This window comes from Rickettsia gravesii BWI-1 (genome assembly GCF_000485845.1).
Lineage (GTDB): Bacteria > Pseudomonadota > Alphaproteobacteria > Rickettsiales > Rickettsiaceae > Rickettsia > Rickettsia rickettsii.
This window is the reverse complement of record NZ_AWXL01000003.1, coordinates 50,428-77,295: the sequence shown is the minus strand read 5'-3', so window position 1 is coordinate 77,295 and position 26,868 is coordinate 50,428. Positions and strand designations below refer to the sequence as shown.

Below are 26,868 nucleotides of genomic sequence, written 5' to 3'. Positions count from 1 at the left end.
TTTAAAACCGCCGTTAATATTATTTTGCCTTAATAAAAACTCTTTTAGTATAAACAGTTTTCAAAAAAGTGATAAGTTTGCAATTAGTATTTTAGCAGAGAATCAAATTGATATCTCAAAACATTTTGCTAAATCACAATCTAATAAATTTACAAAAATTGATTATGAGCGTGGCAATAAAACTGATTGCCCTTTAATAAACGGTGCAACTTATCATATAGAGTGTAATAAATATGCTTCTTACGATGCAGGTGATCATGTTATATTTATCGGTGAAGTAATAAATACCGCTATTAAAAATGATTTAAAGCCTCTATTATATTTTCATAAATCGTATACAAAGATTTAATTTTGGTTATTTTTTGCTGCAAATTATAAGATTTTTTGAAATATAAGTAACTATTCCAGCAAAAATCTTATTAATTTTCGCTAAAAAATACCTCAAAATAGCCAATCAATTAGAAATATTCACAGAACCTAGTTTAATTTGAAAAATTGGCGTCGTCTAATAAGATCTGCGGTTCGAACTATATTAAGTATACACTGCAATCCAAGGACTTTAGACTCCTTGCTCTTGTCCAAATTAAACTTCGTCTACTTACTGTTCATTTATTAGGAGTATACATTGCCAATATGTTAAATATCGGTCTTAGTGGTTCTACCGGCAAAATGGGAGAAACCATTCTAGAGAGAATAGATAAATTTAAAGATTGCAAAATTTCAGCAAAATTTAATAGTACTAATAATTTAGATAATTTAGATAATTTTTGTAAAAATTCTGATGTGATCATCGATTTTTCTACCCCTGAAATATTAGAAAAATTAATTCATTATGCATTAAAACATAATACAAAATTAGTAATCGGAACCACAGGTCTCCAACCTCAACATTTTAAGCTTTTAGAAAAAGCAGCTCAAACTTTACCTGTTTTATATTCTGCAAATATGAGTATAGGAGCTAATTTGCTTAGCTATCTAGCTAAAAAAGTAACAAAAATACTAGATGATTACGATGTTGAAATTCTAGAAACGCATCACCGTAATAAAAAAGATTCACCCTCAGGAACTGCTGTTATGCTTGCTGAAACAATTGCAAGCAAAAAAGGATTAAATATAACATTTAATCGTGGTAATAGACTAAGAAGCGCAAAAGAAATAGGTATTTCCTCGCTTCGTGGTGGAAATGTTCACGGTATACATGAAATATCTTTCCTAGGTGACGATGAAATAATCACCTTAAAACACGAAGCTCTGAATAAAAATTCTTTTTCTATTGGTGCAATTAAAGCCGCTATTTGGCTACAAGATAAACCTTCTGCTTTATATTCAATGCAAGATATTTATAAAATATAATTAATATAGCTTGAAAAAATACCTTTAAGAGGCTATATTTATTATGTAAATAACATAATCCTAAGGTTACTTATGATCGATTATACAAAAACTTTAACTGCCACCTCAAAAAATAAAACTTTTGATGAAGGCTTAAGAAAATACATGCTTAAAGTATATAATTATATGGCTTTAGCACTTTTACTAACCGGTGTAGCAGCCGTAACGACTATATCAGTTGAGCCTATTTATAATTTAATGTTTCAAACAGGTTTCGGTACTATTATAATGTTTGCTCCGCTCGGTATTGCTTTATATTTCTTTATGGGCTTCGGACGAATGAACCTGCAAACGGCACAAATATTATTTTGGGTTTATGCCGGTTTAACCGGTATGTCGCTTGCATATTTAGCTCTTATTTATACCGGTGCATCAATAGCTCGTACTTTCTTTATTTGCTCTTCCGTTTTTGGAGCAATGAGTTTATACGGTTATAGTACAAGTAGAGATTTAACATCTATGGGTTCATTTTTTGCAATGGGTCTTATAGGTCTTATCATTGCTTCATTAGTCAACTTGTTTCTAAAAAGCTCAGCTCTTTCTTTTGCTACCTCTCTTATTGGAATCGTAATATTTATGGGATTAATTGCTTGGGATACTCAAAAGATTAAGTCTATGTATTACATGGCAGAAAACGATGAAGTAGGACAAAAGCTTTCTATTATGGCAGCCTTTACCTTATATTTAGATTTTATAAATCTTTTCCTATATTTAATAAGATTTTTAGGCAATAGAAGAGATTAATTGGTATCATTCTTGCAAAGTCATGATTTTATTTCATTGCTTCGGTTTTTTCATTGTTATATTACGATCAAATCTATAGTACTGAATAGTTTTTAAAAAGACCTCGATGTTATATCCCCGCAAAAGCGGGGGCCTTGTTGCACGACTTGGAAAACTTATTCAATGTCATTCCCACGTGACATTGTTGCGTGGATATCGAATCGTCATTGCAAGCGGTCGCAGCGAACTCGGTAATCCAGAAAAAATAATAAAAAAATTCTGTAAATCAGAATGTTTACTGGATTGCTTCGTCAATTGCTACGCGATTTCCTCACAATGAGGAGGATTTTGACCCACGCAACAACACTTTTTCACTATTAGTTAATATTAATCAGGTTATTTTTATGTCTAAAGAGAAAACTCAACAGGAGTTATTATTACAAGAGCAACTTTTTAAAGCCCTGAAAACTAACGATACAGAATTGAATGCCAAAATATCTAGAGCCTGCGAAGACATTACCGAATCTGTTATTGACCTTTCTAATGACCAATCTCCTACTGCTGAAAGCCTATATATTAGCTATATGGCCCTAGCCGATTTAAACACTAAGGATTTAGCTAAAGTTACAACAATAATAAAAAACTCGTTTCCAGGAGATAAAAACAAGGAATTAAGGGAAATAATCGATGCACCTCTTTTACAGAATTTAGTTATGGCAGAGGCAATTGAATAACAGGTTGGATTAGATGATAGCCGATATAACACAGATTACAGAAAACTTGAAGAAATAAGAAATCCTAATGACCCTAAAAAAGCAATTTATGCTATGCTACGTGATAAGAGGGTGGCACAGCAAGCTGAGTTTGAGGGGAAAGGAAAAAAGGCAGCAGGAGTCTCGGCCGGTTATGTTGCTAAAGATAACGCCGGTAATACTTTTATTTTAAAACATTTTTATAAAACTCATGCTGCATGCCAAAAAATACAAGATAATAAGGCACAAAAACAGGCTATTGCTGACCGAAGAGACGGAGTACAAGAATTAATAGGCTCTACCATGTATCAATTTTTATTACATGATCGTGCACCAAAAGAAGGGCTGGTAACAGCGGATGAAAAACACCCTGATTCACTTTATGTACGTTCTAAATTTTTTGATAATGCTGTAACACTAACAGAATTTTCCGGTTTATCAGGTCAAACTAGAGTCAGAGCTAATGATCAAAATTTAAAAAAGTTGAAAGGATTTGAAAAAGCCATAGCTACTTGTCATATGCTGGTGGAAGTAGATTATCATGCTGGTAATTTAATGGTGCAGGATGGTAAAACAATAACCAAAATTGATCATGGTCGCTCTTTTTTAGCATTTCATAAGAATTTTGGCAGTATGATTCAATCAACAGTTAAGATGTTTGCACATCCTGGTGTGGGGCTACAGTGCTGCTATTAAAGCAGGTAATTTCTCATTTAGTATCGATAAATATAGCGAATTGTTAAATCAAATGATAAGTCAATTTGATGAGAAACAGATAGAAGCAATAGTTGATCAAAAAATTGATGAATTAAAAAAAGCTGGGTTTGATCCAAAAAATATTGCGTTATCCACTAATATTAAAAATTTTGATGATTTGAGAAAACACTATAAAGGCAGTATAAAAAAAATCTTGTTAATATGCAAGAAGTGGCCAAAGGAACTGAGATAGTAACAAAATTCAGTAATGTTTTACCTGAATTTAACAATGGTGGTTGGTTAGAGGCTTTCGCTAATTCACCTGTAAAAGACCCGGTACTCTATGCAATAGATAATAACATTACAATTGAAGGTAAAGATGCTAAAGAGTGGGCGTATGAAAATAATTACCAAATTAAAATTTCTATAGGCTTGAAAAAAGAAATAATCAAGGAACAACAATGGAACAAAGATTTGGACGGAAAATGGAAAAAACAAGAAGTTGAGGTTAAGACAGATAAATTAGAAGTACAAATTTCTGATCCTGCAAAATCAATGCGTATACAAGACAAATCTACAGACGAAAAATTGGCATCACTAATTGTTGATTTTACAAAGCAGGCAACAACTAAAAACGTAACCGATAAAGCAGTAGCAAAATTCTACAACAATATAATGAAAGCGCTAAAAAAAATTATCTTACCGAGCAAGATATTGAGGGTATAAAGAAAAATTTAAAATATCAGGATAATATCGAAAACACGACCAACTTATTAAATGCTAAATCTTTCAAGTTAAATTCTAAAGATACTATATATTACAAGGTAGGAAATTTTTGTGAAAAGAGCGAAGGACTCCAAACAAAAAGAGTAGAAACGGTAAAAGGAATCGCATTCTCTAAATTACAAGCTAGGAAGGAAAGACATCAACAAAAGTAAGCATTATTGAGTGTATGCCTTAAACGTCATTGCGAGCAGTCACAGAGTCGTTGCATAGTCCTAATGTCATTTCTAGCTAAAAGCGGCAATCCAGTACTTTTCGCTGTCATACCATGGCTTGACCACGGTATCTAGAAAAAAATTTAAAAAAGACTAGATCCTGCGATCAAGTCGCAGGATGAGATTAATAGTTACTGGACTGCCGCTTTTAGCTAGAAATGACATACTATAGGCCAAGTTACGGTATGACATAATAACATACAACAACTATAAATTCTTATTCTTTTTCTGCATTTTTTCTAGCAGACGGTGAGAGCATAATGCTTAGCTCTTTTAGAGCTTTATCCTCTACATAGCTTGGGGCGTTCATTAGTAAATCTTCAACCTGTTGGTTTAAAGGAAACGCAATTATTTCCCTTATATTTGTTGCTTCCGCAAGCAGCATAACGATTCGATCAATACCGGGGGCTATTCCACCATGTGGTGGAGCTCCAAACTTAAATGCTCTAATCATCCCTCCAAATCTCTTATCAACTTCCTCTTCACTATAACCTGCTATGGAAAACGCTTTATACATAATTTCCGGCTTATGGTTTCTAATAGCACCGCTGGACAGTTCAATACCGTTACAAACAATATCATATTGGTATGCGGTAAGTTCTAATAACTCTTCAGTGGTTTTAGCTTGCTCTAAAGCATCTATTCCGCCCTGCGGCATAGAAAACGGATTATGGCTAAAATCAATTTTTCCTGTTTCTTCATTTAACTCATAGAATGGAAAATTGGTAATCCAGCAAAATTTAAAACAATCTTTTTCAAGTAAATCAAGCTCTTCACCAAGTCTTATTCTAACCTTACCGGCAAGTTTAGCAGCTTTCTCTTTCTTATCGCTAGCGAAAAATACAGCATCACCGTTACTAATACTAGCTGTAGCTTTTAGACTCTCTAATTGCTGCGGGCTTAAGAATTTTACTATCGGTCCTTTTGCTTCACCGGTTTCACTAAACTGAATATAGCCAAGTCCACTTGCTCCTTCTGATATCGCAAACTCTATCATTTTATCGAAGAAACTACGAGGCAGTGCAGCTGCCTTAGGTGCAGGAATTGCACGAACTATGCTACCTTTTTTAATATTCTCTCTAAAGATTGTAAAATCGGAATCTCTAAATATCTCAGTTACATCGGCAATTATAATAGGGTTACGTAAATCAGGCTTATCAGAGCCGTATTTTAGCATAGATTCATTATATGGAATACAAACGAAAGGAGTCTCTGATACTTTCTTATCCGTGAATTTAGTGAATAAATCATACATCACAGGCTCAATAGTACTAAATACATCTTCCTGTGTAACAAACGACATTTCTACATCTAGCTGATAAAACTCGCCGGGTGATCTATCGGCTCTTGCATCTTCATCCCGAAAACAAGGAGCAATTTGGAAATAACGATCAAAGCCTGATACCATCAATAACTGCTTGAATTGCTGAGGTGCTTGCGGTAATGCATAGAACTTACCCGGATGCATTCTACTCGGTACTAAAAAATCCCTAGCCCCCTCAGGTGAGCTTGCTGTTAAAATCGGAGTTTGAAATTCGGTAAAACCGCTTGCCGTCATCAAATGACGAATATGAGAAATAATTTGTGAGCGGAGTATTATATTATTATGTAATTTCTTACGTCTAAGATCTAAAAAACGATGTTTAAGCCTAGACTCTTCGGGAGCGTCTTTTTCGGTATTAATAACAAAAGGTAGAGTGTCCGCAACTGACTCAACACTAAATTCCACAGCTAGCACTTCAACATGACCTGTCGGAAGCGTATTATTAATCGTGTCCTCTGATCTTGCTACAACTGTACCCCTTACCGTAATTACCGACTCATAACGCAAACGACTTGCATCCTCCATAAGCTGAGGGTTTTGATCGGTAAACACGATTTGAGTTATACCGTAATGATCACGTAAATCTATAAAAACTAGATTCCCGTGATCTCTTCTTCTATGTACCCAACCGGATAGCTTAACTTCTTTTTCTACATCAGATATTTGTAATTCGTTACAATTATGAGTTCTGTATTTATGCATTTTTATTTTTTTATTATACGATTTCACCTATATTATATACATAAAATCGCAAATTTTCGCAAATAAAAACTAAAAATTTATCTTGCCAAAGTTTTATCTTGAGATTGCAGCAGCTTTTGGCTTTGATGGGCGTTGCTGATAATTTTGTTGTTGAGGTTTTACTTGATTTAACTCACCTTTAATCCATTCATATATTGCTTTCTTAGGATTTTTAATTATCTCTGCAACATTTTCGACTAGATTTATTATTCCTTTAACTAACGATAATACATCTTTTGCTATTTCACCTATAGAATTATTACCTGCTTGTAGTTTTTCTTGGTCTTGCTTAGACAAATTACTACGTATCCTATTCATTCTTGATTTAAGCTCATCTTGTTTTAGCTCTTCTTTTGTAAAATGTGACTTAAGTTTTCTATCAACAATTTTTTGTTCTTCCGGAGTTAAATTTTTATATTGATCAACAAGCTTATTAACTTTTTCTTGTTCTGCCGGTAGTTTTGAAATATTTTCAGCAATATTTGGCATTTGTTTCTCTTATAAAGTGAAAACATATTAATTTTGCACATTATATATATATTTTAACTTTATACAAGAAAAACTTTAATAGAAATTAACCTTTGAATGCAGACTTAATACCTAGAAAGTCTAAAAAATTTCGTAATTCTTGACGTGCAAGCACGTGTGAGCTATTAAATGCTCTATCATATTTTGCAGTTTTTAGATCAAGTAATGTTAGACCTTGTAAAAATAACTCCCTATATATTACACGTTCACTAAATCCTTCTGCGAGTTTAAAGTCAATTCTTTTAGCAAGTTTAGCTAATACATTTCCTACGCGTCTTTTATTTAATGCATCAAGATTACTTAAACGATTACGAAGTATTACCCAATCTATACTAATTCTATCACGACTAGCACGTTCCATTTTCTGCTCCCAAATCATTTGACTATATATTGATGGGCTAATAATTTCATCCTTGCTATCGACTTTTGCTATTACGTCTAAATCTAGAAAACTATCATTAATCGGTGTAATAATTGTATCGGCGTAAGAATGAACAACCCTTGATAAAGGAGTATGACTGCCTGGGGTATCAATCACTATATAATCGACATCCTGATTATTTTTGAGTATTTGCTCAAAACTCTTTGCTTGCTCTTCTACTTCGCTTTCCGATATATGAAAATGTTTCGGTACTAATACAGGTTTATCAGGATTTTGTTTATTATATAAATCTCGATTTTTTAAATAATTCGTTAACGAACTTTGACGTGAATCGGTATCTATACTTACTACCGAATAATTTTGATAAAGCAGGGCGATTATTAGATGCATAGAACAGGTAGTTTTGCCTGCTCCACCTTTCTCATTACCTATAACAAATATATAAGGTTTATTTATTGTGTTCATAATTATATTCAGAATAAACGAATAGTAAATAGACGAAGTTTAATGTTATTCTTAGCTCAGTATTGCCTATGTGGATAGGCTTTTCCATCATTGCGAGAAAATTATGTAAGTAATTGACGAAGCAATCTCAGGATATTTAACGAGATTGCCACGCAGCCTACGGCTGCTCGCAATGACGACTCGGTATCCATGCGGGCAATGCAACGCAAGAATAGCATTTAAGTATATTCTTTGATAAATTTCTCTAGTAATCTCACACCGTATCCTACTGCCCCCTTAGGACCGAGTGCTGAAGCTTTATTACTATTTGCAACGCCTGCTATATCTAAATGAGCCCAATCTACTCCATCTTTAATGAAACGTTTAATGAAATGTGCAGCTATGCAGCTTCCGGCAGCTCTCGGTACGTTCCCGATATTTGCCATATCAGCTATGTCGGAGTTAATCATTGCATCGTACTCATCGTGCAGCGGCATTCTCCAAAGTTTTTCATTAACTTCTTCCCCTACTTTTATTAACTTATCAGCTAACTCATCATTATTGGAAAAACAACCAGCATATGTATTACCAAGTGCTACGGTTATTGCTCCTGTTAGAGTTGCAACGTCAATCACGCATTTAGGCTTAAATTTTTCTTGTGCATACCAAACAGCATCAGCAAGTACTAAACGCCCTTCTGCATCGGTATTTAAAACTTCGGCAGTTTGCCCTGACATGGTAGTTACTACATCCCCTGGACGCTGTGCATTACCGGACGGCATATTTTCGACAAGCCCTACAACACCAACTATATTTATAGGTAATTTTTGACCGGCAACCGCAATGATGGTACCCACAACTACTGCAGAACCTCCCATATCGTATCTCATTAAGTGCATATCACTTGACGGTTTTAATGAAATACCTCCTGTATCAAAAATCACTCCTTTACCGACCAAAGCAATAGTCGGAGCATCTTTACTGCCGCCTTTATATTCCATCACCACTAACTTTGACTCGTTTTGTGAACCTTGCCCCACACCAAGTAATGCTCCCATACCAAGGTTTTTCATCTCACGTTCACCGATAACATCAACATCTACCCCTAGCGGTTCAAGTATATCAACTATTCTTTCGGCATAAACTTGAGGAGTTTTAATATTTGACGGTTCATTACTTATATCTCTTGTAAAAAATACTGCTTCAGCAATTAATTTTTTGATTTCAAATAATTTTGCCGTTTCAGTGCTATTATCGGTAAAAATTTCAATTGACTCTACTGCGAACTTCTCTGCTTCTTTTAAGGTAGTTCTATATTTATCAAATTTGTAAGAAGCAAGAAACGCACCGCTAGCAACTAAAGATGCAAATGTTTGAGATGTAAACCTGCTAATTCTATTTGTAAGTTTTAAGCCGATAGTAGAAATTTTACAACCGGTTGCATGCTGTAAGATTTTGCCGCCTAACTCTTCAATTTTTGCTTCAGTTAATTTTTCTTCATTCCCAAGACCTGCTATTATCAAATATCTAACCTCGCCTGATTTAATGACGGACGGAATAACCTTGATCTGTCCATATTTACCAGTAAATTGCAGTTTATTCTGAATAGTTTTAGAAATTAATCCATGATGTTGTTGATCAAGTCCTATTAAATTACTATCAAGCTTTAACTGTTCATCAATAAAAACTACTAGACCTTGATTAGTAGATGATTCTTCATTCACAAAGTTTATGTTAAGCATACTTACTCCTTATATTATCTTTGACTTTGGATCATTCTATTTATCTTGATAAAACTTTGCAAGTATTATAATTGATTTAAAACAACATCTCATAAAATAGCATTTGACAAATGTTAAAGTTTTTTATATCTTACTGACTAATTAGTTAAATTTTAAGTAATAATATGCCAGTACATGACATCACTTCTCATTTAATTAAGCAGAAGTATAAAATGATTAAAGCATCATGTGAGCTAAACCAAGATATGGGTGCGATTTATAGTCTCACGCCTCATCCAATACGATATACTTGCCTTAACTATTTAAAGTTATTATCTCTACCTATATCGCTAGCAGTTTATATAACAAAGTTTTGTTTTACGGCTCATCCTCCGGCATGGACATGGGTCGGGGTTAATATTTTGCATAAGAAGATTGGTCAAGCAACAGCCAAAAAAATATTACACGGCTTACCTGACGAAGTAGAATCAGATCAAAATATACCTAAAATTGTCGAGTATGTATTTAGACAATATGAAGAAAATCCTACATTAATCTCTCTTAGTGAACCTACTGAACCTACATTTATAAAAAAATTTTTAGCAAAGGCCGGTAAATATATTCCTACTTTGTTTAAAATAGTAAAGTTTTGGAATGAAGGAGGCATTAACTATTCTGATGAAATACAAACAAAACGAGCACTAATTGACGTTATTTATAAACAAATTATTGCTAAAGCTTATGAAGTAGGTAAAAAAGGAGGAAAACTTGAAATAACGGATGTGACAGCACTTTTCCCAGAGATAAATTTTGAAAAAAAAGTCAATGCTGAATCAGAAAATCTTAAAATAGAGAAGGTAGAAGTAAGAAATGAAGAGTCTTTAATTTCTGAATTACCTGTTAGACATCTTTCTAAGCCAGCTTATAGAGAGGAATTTAAAAGAGATACGGAACGCAGCACCGCAGCGTATATAGACATACGTGAGGATGCGAGTACCGGATCGACGTCTAAATTACCTCTAGAAGCGAAGTTTGGAAAGATGTCTATTGATCAAAAACACGAAGAAGCTACGATTATTACTAATGCAAATAATGGTATTAACCCATTAGTAAACTTACTCATGTTAAACACTTTACATGATGAAATTCGTCAAAAAGTACTGAAAATTTATGTTGAACATTGTTTAGCAGAAATTCAGATATCTAAAAATCAAGAAACACTTAAAAACTTCCAATATGAAGATTCTTTAGCAAGATTACAATTATACGGTAATTATAATTATGATAACAATAATACGTATATCTTTGAACAACCAGTATCTCATTTAGGTCAAACCTACGAGCTTTAATAGCACCGATTGTTTGTTATTAAAGAGTCATTTCTGCAAGCGGAAAATAAGAAAAAGCCTATAAAAACCAAGTTTTTATAGGTTTTTTTTGTCAATAATGCGTAGTAAGGTTATTTTTCTGGATTCCCACTTCTAGTTAGGAAGGCATTGTTGCGTGGATACCACCCCATCATTGCGAGGAAATTACAAAGTAATTGACGAAGCCAGCTCAGGAGTTTGTTATTATTTTATGAGATTGCCACGCCAGCATAAATGCTGGCTCGCAATGACGGGTTTTTTATAAACTATCCGGTACATACGAAGATCAACTTGGAAAAGAGCAAAGAGTCTGTAAGTCGAGGAGCGGAGCGTATATTAAACGTTCAGCATCCTAGGACTTACAAAGACGACACAGCCAATTTTTCAAGTTCTATCTTAGTATATTTATACATTCTCTTCATCAAGCTTTACGGCTGCTTTACGCATTTTATTCATAAAGTAACCGGTTCCAGCAGGTACTAATCGTCCAACTATCACGTTTTCTTTTAGTCCTCGCAACTTATCTACTTTACCGGCAATAGCTGCTTCAGTTAAAACTCTAGTAGTCTCTTGGAATGATGCCGCAGAGATAAATGATCTAGTTTGCAGAGAAGCTTTAGTAATACCTTGTAATATTAATTGTGCTTCAGCAGGTTTTAAACCGTTTTTCATAGCTTTTTCATTTATCTCATCAAATTCATGTCTATCTATTTTTTCACCTGCTAATAACGTAGTTCCGCCTGAATCTGTAACCTCTACTTTTTGTAACATCTGACGGATAATAACTTCTATGTGCTTATCATCAATCTTTACACCTTGTAGACGATAAACGGCTTGAACCTCCTTAACAATATAATTTGCAAGAACCTCTACGCCCATTACTTTTAAAATATCTTGAAGTACCGGATTACCGTCAATCAATAAATCACCTTTTTTAACAAAGTCACCTTCGTTAACTACAACATGCTTGCCTTTTGGTACCATATACTCAATAGACATTGTTTCATCAATCGGATGTATAATAATACGTCTTTTAGATTTATAGTCTTTACCAAATTCTACTCTACCGTCAATTTCGGCAATAACTGCATGATCTTTAGGGCGTCTTGCTTCTACAAGCTCGGCAACTCTCGGTAAACCACCGGTAATATCTTTAGTAGTGGTTGATTCTTTCGGTATACGTGCAATGATATCACCTACCGATATTTGTATTCCGTCTTCTACGCTTAAAACTGCTCCAACCGGCAAGTAATATCTAGCTTCTAAACCATTTGATAAGGTGATAACTTCACCTTTAGCATCTAAAAGCTGTATACGCGGGCGTAATTCTGCACCGCGTGAATATTGCTTTGATTCAATAATAACTTTACTCGGTATTCCGGTAGCTTCGTCAGTTACGTCACGAATAGAAATACCCTCAACCATATCTTTGAATAAAACTTTACCTGACTTCTCCGTGATAATCGGTATAGTATAAGGATCCCATTCTGCTAGTTTTTGAGTTTTAATCACCATATCACCGTCATCAACAAGTAATCTAGCACCATATGGAATTTTATGACGAGCTTTTTCATTATCGTTATTATCAAGCAATAATAATTCACAATTTCGGCTCATAACAATTTTGCGTTCTTCGGAATTAATAACAACGTTACGGCTTATAATTTTCACTTTTGCGTCATAGGAAGCGTCTACGGAAGAAACCTCAGCACCTTTTGTTGCCGCTCCTCCGATATGGAAAGTTCTCATTGTAAGCTGCGTACCCGGTTCACCGATAGATTGAGCAGCAATAACCCCAATTGCTTCACCCTCCGATACTAATGTACCGGTAGCAAGATCCCTACCGTAACATATGCTACATATACCGGTAGTACTTGCACAGGTTAATACGGATTTTATCATAATTCTGTCGAGTCCTGCCGACTCAATCTGCTCTAACTTTGCTTCATTAATAAGCTCGCCTTTATTGAGAATTAGAGCATTAGTTACCGGATGAAATATATCAATAGCAGCAGTACGACCTAAAATCTTTTCAGCTAAAGGTACTATAACTTCTCCGCCTTCAATAACACTCTTAACTTCAATTCCTTTATCAGTTCCACAATCTTTTTCAGTAATAATACAATCTTGTGCAACATCTACTAATTTTCTTGTTAAGTAACCTGAGCTTGCCGTTTTTAAAGCCGTATCTATTTGCCCTTTACGCATTCCGTTAGCAGAATTAAAACACTCAAATTCAGTTAATCCTTCCTTAAAGTTAGAGATAATAGGAGTTTGTATAATTTGACCGTTCGATTTGGTCATTAAACCTCGCATACCGCCTAGCTGCTTAATTTGCTGGAAAGAACCTCTTGCTCCGGAAATAGCCATCATATATATAGCATTTATTTTCTGATGATTTGGATCATCACTAACCGGCGGCGTAGCAATCTCTTTCATCATGTCGTTTGCTACTCTATCGGTACATCTTGACCAAGCATCGATTACTTTATTATATTTCTCTCCGTAAGTAATTAAACCGTTTGAATATTGTTGTTCAAATTCTTTTATTTCAAGCTGAGTTTCGTTGATATGAGTACTCTTAGATTCCGGTACTACCATATCGTCCATTCCAAAAGAAATACCTGAAGAACAAGCATATTTAAAACCTAGTTTCATTAGCTGATCGGCAAAAATTACCGTAGCTTTTTGACCGCAGTGACGATAAACTAAATCTATAACTAATGATATGTCTTTTTTAGTTAGTGGTTTATTAATAAACTTGAATTCTATATTAGGGTTAGAAGGTAATAACTCACCGACCATTAACCTACCGTAAGTAGTATCAATGATAACAGGAACCATTTTACCTTCGGCATTTAACTGATTTCTACGATATTTTATCCTTGTATGAATAGTTATAAATTTATTATATAAAGCATGTTCCATCTCAGCTAAATCTGAGAACATCATCCCTGCGCCTACTTCATTATCAAATGCAAGGGTTAGATAATATAAACCAAGCACTATATCTTTATCCGGTACAATGATAGGACGACCGTTTGCGGGGCTTAAGATATTATTTGTAGACATCATAAATACCCTAGCTTCAAGCTGTGCTTCAATCGATAACGGGATATGTACTGCCATCTGATCACCATCAAAATCCGCATTGAACGCAGCACACACAAGCGGATGAAGCTGGATCGCTTTACCTTCAATTAATAGCGGTTCAAATGCTTGAATACCAAGCCTATGTAACGTCGGAGCCCTATTAAGTAAAACCGGATGCTCTCTAATTACCTCTTCAAGCACGTCCCACACTTCGGATTTTTCAGCTTCCACCATTCTTTTAGCAGCTTTAATAGTTGTAGCGATGCCGTACAACTCAAGCTTAGAATAAATAAACGGCTTAAATAACTCCAGAGCCATTTTTTTAGGTAAACCGCACTGGTGAAGTTTAAGCTCAGGTCCTACCACGATAACTGAACGTCCTGAATAATCAACCCTCTTACCTAGCAAGTTCTGACGGAAACGCCCCTGCTTACCTTTAAGCATATCACTTAATGACTTAAATGGACGCTTATTAGCATTTTTCGCTGCTCTACCGCGACGACCGTTATCAAATAACGCATCCACCGCTTCTTGTAACATTCTTTTTTCGTTTCTGACTATTATATCAGGAGCTTTTGACTCTATTAATTTCTTTAAACGATTATTTCTATTAATTACTCTTCTATAAAGTTCATTTAAGTCTGAAGTAGCAAATCTTCCGCCGTCAAGCATAACAAGCGGTCTAATTTCAGGAGGAATAACCGGTAAAACATCCATAATCATCCATTCTGGCTTGTTTTCCGACTCTAAAAAATCCTCTACTAATTTTAAACGCTTTACTAATTTTTTCTTTTTGATTTCTGAAGAAGTGGTTTGTAATTCCTCGTATAATTCTTGCTTTAACTTTGAAAAATCAAGCTCTTTAAGCATTTGTTGTATTACTTCTGCACCTATAGAGGCAGTAAATGCATCTTCACCGTACTTATCTTTTGCTTTCTGTAATTCTTCCTCTGTTAAGAGTTCGCCTTTTTGTAAAATCGATAGCCCTGGGTCAACTACTACATAATTTTCAAAATAAAGAATCTTTTCTACATCTCGCATTGTCATATCAAGAAGTGTACTAATTCTTGAAGGTAGCGACTTTAAAAACCAAATATGAGCAACGGGAGCTGCAAGTTCAATATGCCCCATTCTTTCACGTCTTACTCTAGAAACCGTAACTTCAACGCCGCACTTCTCACACGTAATTCCACGGTTTTTCATCCGCTTATATTTACCGCAGAGACATTCATAATCTTTTACTGGACCAAAAATTCTTGCACAAAATAAACCATCTTTCTCAGGTTTAAAAGTTCGATAGTTAATTGTTTCAGGTTTTGTTACTTCACCGAAAGACCACGAACGTACCTGATCGGGACTTGCGATATTAATCCTTATCTGATCAAATTGTTGAGTATTACTTAATTGTCCGTAAAAATTTACTACGCTCATAAATACTTTTCCTTAAAAATTACTCGTATATACTCGGTGAATTTCAAAAATTGGCGTTGTCGTTCTACAAGTTCTGCGGTGCTCACGTATTAAGTATACGACGCTCTGCTCCTCGCCTTGTGAACTCCTAGCTCTTTTTGAAATCGACCTTCGTCTACCAAGAGTTCTTATTGCACCCTATATGTTATTCCCGCAAAAGCGGGAATCCAGTTAAACAGATAAAAAACAAGTTTTTTATCTGTTTAACTGACCTATCTTTCTTAACTTGAAGTTACTTCAAGCTTTACGTTAAGACATAAAGATCTAAATTCTTTTATCATAACATTAAATGATTCAGGAATGCCTGATTCAAAATTATTTTCACCGCGTACTATAGAATCATAAGTTTTGATCCTACCGTTTACATCATCCGACTTAACCGTTAACATTTCCTGTAACGTATAAGCTGCACCGTAAGCTTGTAATGCCCAGCATTCCATTTCCCCGAAACGCTGTCCACCGAAATGAGACTTACCGCCAAGCGGTTGCTGCGTTACTAAGCTATAAGGTCCTATAGAACGGGAGTGAATTTTATTATCGACTAAATGATGCAATTTCAGCAAATATTTCTGTCCGACGGTTACTAGACGGTCAAAATATTCACCGGTTCTACCGTCAATTAATTTCACTTGTCCTGAAGGGTCTTGACCGGCAAGCTTTAGCATATCTTTAACGTCCTGAACTTTTGCTCCGTCAAATACAGGAGTTGCAAAATGTACGCCTTTACTTACTTTCTTACAAAAAGAGATAATCTCTTCTTCCGGTCTTTCAAGTATAGAATTAATATTTTCTCCATACAGTTCAATTAAGAATTTCTTAATCTGCTCAATACCTATATGTTTATTTTTATATTCCTTTACTAAGGTAGATATTTTTTTTGCTAAATTTATTGATGCCCACCCAAGATGCGTTTCTAAAATCTGTCCTATATTCATACGGGACGGAAGACCTAGAGGATTAAGAACGATATCTACCACAGTTCCATCTTCTAAAAACGGCATATCCTCTTCAGGTACGATACGTGAAATAACACCTTTATTTCCGTGTCTTCCTGCCATTTTATCCCCGGGTTGTAATTTATGCTTAGTTGCAATAAATACTTTTACTACTTTTAAAGCTCCCTGAGGTAAATCATCACCACTTTGCAATTTCTCTACCTTAGTAGCAAATCTTTTATCAAGAGCCTCTTTTTTCTCATCATAATGAGTCTTTATCTGCTCTACTTCATTCATTACATTTGCATCTTCCACGGTAATCTGCCAAAATTGCCCTTTAGATAAGCCTTTTAGCATTTCAGTAGTAATAGTTTGTCCTACTTTTACTTGCTTAGGACCGTTAACAATCACCTGCCCTACTAAAAGCTTTTCAAGCCAACTAAACACAAAATGCTCAATAATTTCTAATTCATCGTCTCTGTCTTTTGCTAATTTTTCAATTTGTTGTTTTTCAATAGCAATAGCTCGCTGGTCTTTTTCTACACCTCTACGAGAAAATACCCTTACTTCTACTACAGTTCCGCTAACTCCGGAAGGTACATGCAGCGATGAATCTTTTACGTCAAAAGCTTTTTCCCCGAAAATAGCACGTAGTAGCTTCTCTTCAGGAGTAATAGGCGATTCACTTTTCGGTGTTACTTTTCCGACTAAAATATCACCGGCTTTTACTTCTGCACCTATATAAATTATTCCGACCTCATCAAGATGACGCAACGCTTCTTCACTTACATTCGGTATATCACGGGTAATTTCTTCAGGACCAAGGCGTGTATCTCTAGCTATTACTTCAAACTCTTCAATATGAATAGATGTAAATACATCCTCTTTTACTATACGTTCGGATATTAAAATGGAATCTTCAAAATTATAACCGTTCCAAGGTAAGAAAGCCACAAGCACGTTTCTACCTAAAGCAATTTCACCGTTATCCGTACTAGGACCGTCAGCTATAATATCGTTTTTCTTAACGTAATGACCGACCTTAACTAAAGGCTTTTGATTTATACAAGTATTATGATTGGATTTTTGGAATTTTAGTAAGTTATAAATATCAACCGAAGGAGAACCGTCAACTTTTTGTTCTAGAGTTCTAATCACGATTCTATTTGAATCTACCTGCTCAACAATACCGTCATGTAATGCAAGCACTGACGCTCCGGAATCCTTAGCTACTACCCCTTCAACTCCGGTACCTACAAAAGGTGCATCCGTTTTAATTAAAGGAACGGCTTGTCTTTGCATGTTTGAACCCATCAAAGCACGGTTAGCATCATCGTTTTCTAAGAAAGGTATAAGAGAAGCCGCAACCGATACTACCTGCATAGGAGTCACATCAATGAAGTCTACCTCATACGGTTCTACCATTACAAAATTACCGCCTTCAACACGGCAATTAATAAACTCTCCTTGCAGTTTTCCGTCTTTATTAACTTTAGAATTTGCTTGTCCGATTTTGTATTTACCTTCTTCAATAGCAGAAAGATATACCACTTCATCGGTTACACATCCATCTTTAACTCTTCTATACGGACTCTCTATAAAACCGTGTTTATTTATTCTAGCATAAGTAGCCATAGAGTTAATTAACCCGATATTCTGACCTTCAGGTGTTTCAATAGGACAAATACGACCGTAATGAGTCGGATGTACGTCACGCACCTCAAAACCTGCTCGATCTCGACTAAGACCTCCGGGGCCGAGTGCCGACAGCCTTCTTTTATGAGTTATTTCCGATAATGGATTTGTTTGATCCATAAATTGGGATAATTGGGAGGTACTAAAAAATTCTTTTACTACTGAAACTAAAATTTTAGAATTTACTAAATCATGAGGCATTACGGTATCAACATCACCTGCCGACATCCTTTCAATTACAGATTTTTCCATTCGGACTAAACCTATTCTAAATTGATTTTCTATCAATTCACCTACCGATCTAACCCTTCTATTACCTAAATGATCAATATCGTCTATGATACCTTTACCGTCTTTAAGCTCTACTAAAACTCTTACGATATTTTTAATATCATCAATTGTTAAAACCGTAACTTCTTCAGAAATATTCAGCTCTAACCTAGAATTCATTTTTATTCGCCCGACTTCTGAAAGATCATATCTTTCCGCATCAAAGAATAAATTATAAAACAGGCTTTCAGCCGCTTCGATATTAGCAGGTTCACCTGGTCTTAGAACTCTGAAAATATCACATAATGCTGCCTCACGATCCTGATTTTTATCAGCAAATAAGGTGTTCCTTATATATGGACCGGATTGAGGATTGATTACTAATACGTTAACATTTTTAATTTTAAGATCATTAATAACATTTAGCATATCAGCAGTAATCATTTCACCGATTTTTGCTAATACTTCATCGCTTGCAGGATCTCTTAAATCTTCGGATAGATATTTGCCGATTAAAGTTTCATGAGCTACTAAAATATTATTAAGCCCTTCCCCAAAATATTTTTTAGCCAAACGCGGAGTAATTTTTTGTCCTGCTTTCAGTAGAATATTTCCAGTATCTGCATCTACTAAATCACTTGTTAAACGATGAGCAGTAATATGCTGAGGTATAAATTTAACCGCCCAACCTTTATTTTTAACAAGCTTATAAGTTACTGAATTATAATAAAATTTTATAATTTCTTCAGTACTCATACCTATAGCTCTAAGCAAAGTAGTAGTATAAAGCTTTCTTTTTCTATCAATCCTGAAATAAATAACATCCTTAGCGTCGAATTCTAAATCAAGCCAAGACCCTCTATATGGAATAACACGAGCAGAATATAAAAGCTTGCCGGAAGAGTGGACTTTTCCTTCATCATGATAAAAGAATACACCAGGTGAGCGATGCATTTGTGATACAACTACTCTTTCCGTACCGTTGATAATAAAAGTACCGTTTTTAGTCATTAATGGGATATCACCCATATATACTTCTTGCTCTTTAATCCCTTTAATTTCTCTAGTACCGGTATCCTCATCTATATCCCAAATACTTAATCTTAAAGTAACTTTAAGAGGAGCAGCATAACTTAAACTTCTTTGACTGCACTCTTCTACATCATATTTTGGAGTATCGAATTCATATTTTACAAATTCTAAATTAGCAATATTGGAGGAATCTGAAATAGGAAAAATTGAGTTTAATATAGATTGTAAACCTGTGTTTTTTCTTTCAGAATCTTTAATATTTAACTGTAGAAAGTTTTTCTCATATGAATTTTTTTGAATTTCAATCAAATTCGGTATATCTGCTACTAAATTTATGTGACCGAAATTTTTTCTTATTCTTCTATTATGTGACAAGGGTTGTACTTCTATATTATCCCTTAATGAAACCATATAATCTCCTGACTGATAAAATTACTGCCCGCATTGCAGTGATTAGGTCCTATGCACTTTTAATAGAATAATCATAATTATGGCTCTTTTTAGCTGTAAATCATAAGATTTTTTTGAAATAGTAATAAACTCTCCTCTCAAAAATCTTATTAATTTTCACTTAAAAATATCTCCTAATTATAATCATTAATCAAAAGTGTTCAGAACCGAGGTTCTGTATATAAAATTTAAATTATTTATATTTTAAACAGTAAAATTTTTATTGGAATAGATACCTATTTCAATAAAATGCTTATAATTTGCAGTAAAATAAAATATACTGTTTTAAATTTTTTTACACAGAACTTAAATTAAAGAAACCTAGTAAGTTTCTTATTTAGATCTTGTGTAGGCTCTACGAACATTTCCAAAAAGATTTGATTTTGGTTATTTGTTTATTGCAACAAATTATAATATTTTTTTAAAATAGGTAGCTATTCCTTCAAAAATCTCATTAATTTTCACTAAAAATCAATTATAAATGTTCACAGAACCTAGAAAATTTCAATAATTTAAATTTCTAGACGTATTGTACGTTAACAAAATTATTTTAATCAACAAGATTTTTAATGTAATAGCTTTATCCTATTTCAAAAAAATAACTTAAATTAGCTTTAAATTAACTTCTTAAAATCCAAAAAGCCTTATTCAAATTTAATTACTAAAATAAGGCTTTTTGGATTTTAAGAAGTTAATTTAAAGCTATAAAATATTTCATCTGTAATGCAAAAACATTAGGTCCTGTAAAAAAATTAATCTATACTTAGTTGTTTTTGATTGAAAATCATAAGATTTTTCTTGGAATAAAAACAACTGTTTCAACAAGAATCTTATTAATTTTTACTTGAAAATATCTAAAATACAAATAATTCAACTTTTCTTTACAGAACCTAGTGTAGAAATAATTATTTTAATTCAACTTTTGCTCCGGCAGCTTCTAACTTACATTTGATTTCGTCTGCTTCTGCTTTTTTCACATTGCTTTTAATCGGCTTTGGAGCTTCATCAACTAATTTCTTAGCTTCAATTAAACCAAGACCTGTGATATCTTTCACAACTTTAATTACTTCAACTTTCTTGTCACCGGCAGCTGTTAAAACTACTTCAAACTCAGTTTTTTCAGCTACTGCTTCAGCCGCAGGAGCTGCTGCACCGGCAGCTGCTACGGCTACAGGAGCTGCTGCAGATACACCCCATTTTTCTTCTAGCATTTTCACAAGCTCAGCTGCTTGCATTAATGTTAATGATGATAATTGTTCTTCAATTTTAGCTAAATCTGCCATAATTTTTTCCTTTTTACTTTTTTTATATTGAGAGATTACTGCATCAGGTATTTTAAAGTTAATTAAATTCTTTTTTGCTTCAAATTATAAGACTTTTTTAAAATAAGAATAATATTCTATAAAAAACCTTATTAATTTTCACTATAAAAGCTCTTTAATTATCAATTAAAATACCTGATACAGTAACCTTTAAGTTAATTTTTACTAGCATGTGCTTGTATTATTCTCGCCATACTCAAAGACGGGGCTTGTAAAACACCTACAACCTGAGTAGCCGGTGCTTGTAATAACCCAACAATTTTACCCCTAAGCTCATTAAGTGCAGGTAGCTTAGAAAGTTCTTTTATTGAATGTTCATCTAATACGTGATTATCGACTATCCCACCGATAATCTTAAGATTATCATTAGCCTTAGCAAAATTAACTATTAATTTTGCCATCTCAACCGGTTCTTTAGAATAAACAATAGCAGTAGGACCCGCAAATAAATTAGCAATACTATCAAGCCCTATTTGATTTGCAGCTATTTTTGCTAAAGTATTTTTAACTACTTTAAAACCTGCTTCTTTAGATTTAAGTGATTCTCTAAGCGAACTCACTTGACTAACGGTTAACCCGTGATAATGAGTAATAATTATAGAGGGCGATTCTTTATAAATATTTACAATATCCTCTACTGCTACCGGTTTTTCTAATCTTAACACCTTTTAATTCTCCTTTTATAATACAGTTTAATATATTTAAACTGATACAAATGCTTAAAAAACAAAATTTTTTTATTATTACTATACTACCGTTAAACGGCTATAAAAATTATGCTATACTAGTTAAATCTATTTGTACCGATGCTCCCATAGTAGAAGATAAATACATTGCTTTTAAATAACTTCCTTTTAATCCGGCAGGTTTTGCTTTAATTACTGCCTCAATAAACGCATTTAAATTTCTTAATAAATCTTGGTCTGAAAAAGATAATTTTCCAAGCCCTGCATGAATTATACCTGCTTTCTCTGCTCTATATTCTACCTGACCGCTTTTAGCATTTTTAATAGCATTTTTAATATCTAAAGTTACGGTACCAAGTTTAGGGTTAGGCATTAAACCTTTTGGTCCTAAAATTCTTGCAACTGAACCTATAGCTGCCATCATATCGGGAGTAGCTATACATACATCAAAATTAATTTTCCCTGCTTTAATTTCATCAATAATATTTGTTGAACCTACTAAATCTGCTCCGGCATTTTTAGCTTCTTCTTCTCTTTCTTCTTTACAAATAACGGCAACTCTTACGGTTTTGCCTGTACCGGCAGGTAAATTAACTACACCACGTACCATTTGATCAGAATGCCTAGGATCAATTCCAAGCTTCATAACTATTTCTAAGGTTGGGTCAAATTTAACATATGATGCTGATTTTAATCGTTCAACTGCATTTGTTAAATTATATAAAGTATCTAATTTTACTTTTTCTCTAGCTTCTCTTATTTTTTTACCGCCGCTAATTTTTACAGCAACATCTTTCTTATTTGACATAATAATTAATTCCCTACTACTTCAAGTCCCATAGATGCAGCACTACCACAAATAATTTTTGTTGCTGCTTCAATATTTTTTGTATTTAAATCAGGCATTTTTAACTTTGCAATTTCACGACAATCATCCATAGTAACTTTACCTACTACGGCTTCTTTTTTAGTAGCACTAGAACCTTTAGTAATTTTAGCATACTTCTTTAAAAAGTAAGAAGCAGGAGGAGTTTTTATTTTAAAAGAAAAACTCCTATCTTCATAAACGGTAATTACGGTTGGCAGAGGTATTCCTTTTTCCATACCTTGCGTAGCATCATTAAAATCTTTACAAAATGCTGCAATATTAACTTTTCTTTGTCCTAGGGCCGGTCCTATAGGAGGTGCAGGAGTGGCTCCGGCAGCCGGAATTATCAAGTTAATATAACCTTTTATTGCTTTCTGAGACATTTATAAATATCCTTATTTTTCTCTTAAATTAATATTACTTTGTAACAATTGCATGGATCTTGTTTCCTATCATTGCGAGGAAAAGCTGTAAGTTTTGACAAAACAAGGAAGAAAAAAAATTCTATAAATCAGAAGTTTTTTATTATTTCTTCTAGATTGCCATGCAGCCTACGACTGCTTGCAATGACGACACATTATCCCGCAACAATGACATCCTGAACATTCGTACAATACAGCTTAAGTAATTAATAAACCGTATTTAGTCCAACTTTTAATCATTTTTCTTTACTTGACTAAAATTTAGTTCTATTGGAGTTGCTTTACCAAATATTGCAACTGAAACTTTTAACCTATTTTTTTCTTGATCTATTTCTTCTACTGTACCCATGAAAGTTTCAAAAGGACCGTCTGTAACAGTCACTATTTCACCAACTTCATACAATTTAGAATTCTTTGCTTCTTTAGCTTCTGCTTCCAAATTATAAAAAATATTTTGTATTTCACTTTCTGTAAGAGCTTTTGGCGTGGTTTTGCTTCCTAAAAAGCCGGTTACTCCAGATATATTTTTTACTAAATGCCAAGATTTATCAGTCATATTCATCTTTATCAAGATATAACTCGGCATTAGTTTTTTTTCTACCTTGACATTTTTACCGCGTTTAACTTCAGAAACTCCAAAAACAGGTATTAATATATCTTCAAAAAAATCTGTCATTTTCTGTTTAGCGATTTTTCTAAGCATATCTTCTTTAATGCGTTTCTCTGCTCCTGATGCCGTATGTACTACATACCACTGCTTTACATTTTTTTCAGAAGAAGGCAATATATTATCTATACTCTGTTCTGTCACAATTTATTCCTTATACTATTTGCCGATATTAAGCAAAAGCTGCATTATGTTATGTATACTATAATCAAGTATCAAACAAATTAGGCTAAAAATAAAAACTGCTACTACCACTACTAATATTGAAGCAACAAGCTCTTTTCTAGTTGGCCAAACTACCTTATAAGTTTCTTGTTTAACTTGTTCAAAAAACTTATAAATTTTATATTCTTTAAACATATTTTTGTTAGGTAATTTATTAGACTTCTTACAAAATTCTACTTCTAGAGGCAATTGAGACGATGATCCAGCACTGGAATTCTAACATACTAGTATGTACGCTGCGATTTGAGGTAAAGTACCTCTTGCAAATTTCTCTCTATAAGCAAATTTTGTAAAAATTCTATATTTTATAGCAAAAAAGCTCTAAGCCTATAATGGCAGGAGCGACAGGTATCGAACCTGCAACCTCCGGTTTTGGAGACCGGCGCTCTACCAATTGAGCTACACTCCTATCATATTTTTAATAAAAAATCAATAAAATTTATTAAAAATATTTGTTATTATTAAAAAATTACTATAATAAACAGTACTTCTAATTTATAAGATGCCACAGCAAAACAACATTTATTTCTGTAAGACGTGACATCTCACCCCTAAATTATTTTTTAACTTTAATAATATCAGCTACTTGACTCGGCACCTGATCATAATGAGAGAATATCATACTAAACTGAGCTCTACCTTGAGATAAAGACCTAAGCGTATTAACATAACCAAACATTTCCGCTAAAGGAACATTCGCAGTAACTACTTGAGCATTCCCTCTTGGATTCATGCTTTGAATTTGTCCTCTACGACTATTTAAATCGCCTATAATATCACCCATATATTCATCAGGAGTGATAACTTCAACTTGCATAATCGGCTCAAGTAATTTAGGATTACCTTTCAGCATCCCTTCTCTAAATGCTGCCTTTGCAGCAATTTCAAACGCAAGTACACTAGAATCTACATCATGAAACGCACCGTCAACTAAAGTTGCTTTAAAATCAATCATAGGGTAACCGGCAATAACACCGGTTTCTCTAATATTATTTAATCCTTTTTCAACACCTGGTATATATTCTTTAGGCACGGCACCGCCGATGATTTTACTTTCAAAGACAAAAATTTTATTTTTATCTTCATCTTTTAGATCTTTTACCTCTTTTAGAGGCTCAAAAATAATTTTTACACGAGCAAATTGTCCTGCACCGCCGGATTGTTTCTTATGGGTATAATCAATTTCACAGGCTTTTGTTATAGTTTCACGATATGCTACTTGAGGAGCTCCAATATTTGCTTCGACCTTAAACTCTCTTCTCATACGATCAATGATAATTTCTAAATGAAGTTCTCCCATTCCTTTTATCACTGTTTGTCCTGTTTCATGATCAGTTGACACTCTAAATGATGGATCTTCAGCTGCTAAACGAGAAAGTGCAAGGCCCATTTTTTCTTGATCGACTGTTGATTTAGGTTCTACCGCAAGCTCAATTACCGGCTCTGGAAATTCCATTCTTTCTAAGATTACTTGTTGATCAATATCGGATAACGTATCACCTGTGGTAGTATCCTTAAGACCTGCTAAAGCTACTATATCACCTGCTGATGCTTCTTTTACGTCTTCACGATTATTAGCATGCATTAATAGCATTCTACCGATTTTTTCTCTTTTATTCTTTACGGTATTAATAACAGTTGCTCCTGAAGTAATTTTACCTGAATATATTCTAATAAAAGTTAATGAACCGACAAACGGGTCATTCATAATTTTAAATGCTAAGGCTGCAAAAGGCTCAGTTACCGAAATAGGGAAATCTTTTTCTTCACCGGTACTTACTTCCATACCTTTTACTATACCTATATCAATAGGCGAAGGTAGGAAATCTACTACAGCATCAAGTAAAGGCTGTACCCCTTTATTTTTAAAAGCACTACCGCATAAAACCGGATAAAATGCTGCTGAAATAGTACCTTTTCTGATTAATCTTTTAATCTCTTCTGCTGTTACTTCTTCACCTGATAAATATTTTTCCATAACATGATCATCTAACTCAACAACCATATCAAGTAATTTAGCACGATATTCTTCAGCTTTATCCTTCATATCGGCAGGTATATCTTCTTCAAAATACTCAGCTCCAAGTGCTTCATCTTTCCAAATCACTGCTTTCATTTTAACAAGATCAATTATACCTTTAAAACTTTCTTCAATCCCTACAGGCAACTGAATAACAAGCGGTTTTGCTCCTAAACGATCTTTGAGCATTTCAACGCATCTATAAAAATCTGCTCCCATTCTGTCCATTTTATTGACAAAACACATTCTAGGAACATTATACTTATCTGCTTGCCGCCAAACCGTTTCTGACTGCGGTTCAACACCTGCTACACCGTCAAAAACTGCAACCGCACCGTCAAGAACACGAAGCGAACGCTCTACTTCAATAGTAAAGTCAACGTGTCCAGGAGTATCGATAATATTAATTATTTTATCTTGCCATCTACAAGTAGTAGCAGCTGAGGTAATGGTTATACCGCGTTCTTGTTCTTGTTCCATCCAATCCATGGTAGCACCGCCCTCATGAACTTCACCTATTTTATGCGATTTACCGGTATAATATAAAATACGTTCGGTAGTTGTGGTTTTACCGGCATCAATGTGAGCACATATACCAATATTACGAATATGCTCAAGTTTATTTATTTTACTCATTTACCCTAC

At 34.0% G+C, this 26,868-nt stretch carries 16 protein-coding genes, 1 tRNA gene and 2 pseudogenes; 5 read left to right on the top strand and 14 right to left on the bottom strand.

The features are described from left to right. The 4 genes and pseudogenes from RGRA_RS0101520 to risK1 form a co-directional block, all read left to right on the top strand. A partial coding sequence (locus RGRA_RS0101520) for a flavin reductase family protein (RefSeq protein WP_024547232.1) occupies positions 1–349 on the top strand: 349 nt, incomplete at its 5' end. A 284-nt stretch (positions 350–633) separates the two neighbouring features. Further along, positions 634–1,353, top strand: coding sequence for a 4-hydroxy-tetrahydrodipicolinate reductase (gene dapB, locus RGRA_RS0101515; RefSeq protein WP_017443366.1), 720 nt, complete (start codon positions 634–636; stop codon positions 1,351–1,353). A 72-nt stretch (positions 1,354–1,425) separates the two neighbouring features. After that, complete coding sequence (locus RGRA_RS0101510; RefSeq protein WP_017443365.1) at positions 1,426–2,136, top strand: Bax inhibitor-1/YccA family protein; 711 nt, start codon at positions 1,426–1,428, stop codon at positions 2,134–2,136. A 383-nt stretch (positions 2,137–2,519) separates the two neighbouring features. After that, positions 2,520–4,501 (top strand): annotated as a pseudogene (gene risK1 / locus RGRA_RS08355) (T4SS effector phosphatidylinositol 3-Kinase RisK1). Positions 4,502–4,778: 277 nt separating this feature from the next. Here the strand turns inward: risK1 and aspS are convergent. From aspS to RGRA_RS0101485, 4 genes are all read right to left on the bottom strand, one after another. After that, positions 4,779–6,587: an aspartate--tRNA ligase gene (aspS, locus tag RGRA_RS0101500; RefSeq protein ID WP_024547227.1), complete on the bottom strand. Its 1,809-nt coding sequence runs from the start codon at positions 6,585–6,587 to the stop codon at positions 4,779–4,781. A 93-nt stretch (positions 6,588–6,680) separates the two neighbouring features. Further along, entirely contained in the window at positions 6,681–7,115 is a 435-nt protein-coding gene (locus RGRA_RS0101495; RefSeq protein ID WP_017443363.1) for a hypothetical protein, read from the bottom strand. An 85-nt stretch (positions 7,116–7,200) separates the two neighbouring features. Continuing rightward, positions 7,201–8,001 (bottom strand): division plane positioning ATPase MipZ, encoded by an 801-nt coding sequence (locus RGRA_RS0101490; protein WP_017443362.1) that lies wholly within the window; start codon positions 7,999–8,001, stop codon positions 7,201–7,203. A 218-nt stretch (positions 8,002–8,219) separates the two neighbouring features. After that, positions 8,220–9,722 (bottom strand): leucyl aminopeptidase, encoded by a 1,503-nt coding sequence (locus RGRA_RS0101485; protein WP_017443361.1) that lies wholly within the window; start codon positions 9,720–9,722, stop codon positions 8,220–8,222. 164 nt (positions 9,723–9,886) lie between these two features. On the opposite strand from RGRA_RS0101485, the pseudogene RGRA_RS08350 reads away from it, so the two are divergent. Further along, positions 9,887–11,073: pseudogene (locus RGRA_RS08350) on the top strand (palindromic element RPE1 domain-containing protein). A gap of 400 nt (positions 11,074–11,473) precedes the next feature. Here RGRA_RS08350 and rpoC read toward each other — a convergent pair. From rpoC to fusA, 10 genes are all read right to left on the bottom strand, one after another. Beyond that, complete coding sequence (gene rpoC, locus RGRA_RS0101475) at positions 11,474–15,592, bottom strand: DNA-directed RNA polymerase subunit beta' (protein WP_017443358.1); 4,119 nt, start codon at positions 15,590–15,592, stop codon at positions 11,474–11,476. 260 nt (positions 15,593–15,852) lie between these two features. Continuing rightward, positions 15,853–19,974, bottom strand: a complete 4,122-nt coding sequence (gene rpoB, locus RGRA_RS0101470) for a DNA-directed RNA polymerase subunit beta (protein WP_017443357.1) — start codon at positions 19,972–19,974, stop codon at positions 15,853–15,855. A 944-nt stretch (positions 19,975–20,918) separates the two neighbouring features. Continuing rightward, entirely contained in the window at positions 20,919–21,296 is a 378-nt protein-coding gene (gene rplL / locus RGRA_RS0101465) for a 50S ribosomal protein L7/L12 (RefSeq protein WP_017443472.1), read from the bottom strand. A gap of 194 nt (positions 21,297–21,490) precedes the next feature. After that, positions 21,491–22,000 (bottom strand): 50S ribosomal protein L10, encoded by a 510-nt coding sequence (gene rplJ, locus RGRA_RS0101460; RefSeq protein WP_017443471.1) that lies wholly within the window; start codon positions 21,998–22,000, stop codon positions 21,491–21,493. 109 nt (positions 22,001–22,109) lie between these two features. Beyond that, complete coding sequence (gene rplA / locus RGRA_RS0101455) at positions 22,110–22,829, bottom strand: 50S ribosomal protein L1 (protein WP_017443470.1); 720 nt, start codon at positions 22,827–22,829, stop codon at positions 22,110–22,112. A gap of 5 nt (positions 22,830–22,834) precedes the next feature. Beyond that, a complete protein-coding gene (gene rplK, locus RGRA_RS0101450) occupies positions 22,835–23,272 on the bottom strand; it encodes a 50S ribosomal protein L11 (protein ID WP_017443469.1) in 438 nt (145 codons plus the stop codon). A 271-nt stretch (positions 23,273–23,543) separates the two neighbouring features. Beyond that, positions 23,544–24,122, bottom strand: coding sequence for a transcription termination/antitermination protein NusG (gene nusG / locus RGRA_RS0101445; RefSeq protein ID WP_017443468.1), 579 nt, complete (start codon positions 24,120–24,122; stop codon positions 23,544–23,546). A gap of 15 nt (positions 24,123–24,137) precedes the next feature. After that, on the bottom strand, positions 24,138–24,338 hold the full coding sequence (gene secE, locus RGRA_RS0101440; protein WP_024547225.1) for a preprotein translocase subunit SecE: 201 nt from the start codon (positions 24,336–24,338) through the stop codon (positions 24,138–24,140). A 198-nt stretch (positions 24,339–24,536) separates the two neighbouring features. Further along, positions 24,537–24,612 (bottom strand) — tRNA-Trp (locus tag RGRA_RS0101435). A gap of 147 nt (positions 24,613–24,759) precedes the next feature. Then, a complete protein-coding gene (fusA, locus tag RGRA_RS0101430) occupies positions 24,760–26,859 on the bottom strand; it encodes an elongation factor G (RefSeq protein WP_017443466.1) in 2,100 nt (699 codons plus the stop codon). Positions 26,860–26,868 lie beyond the last annotated feature (9 nt).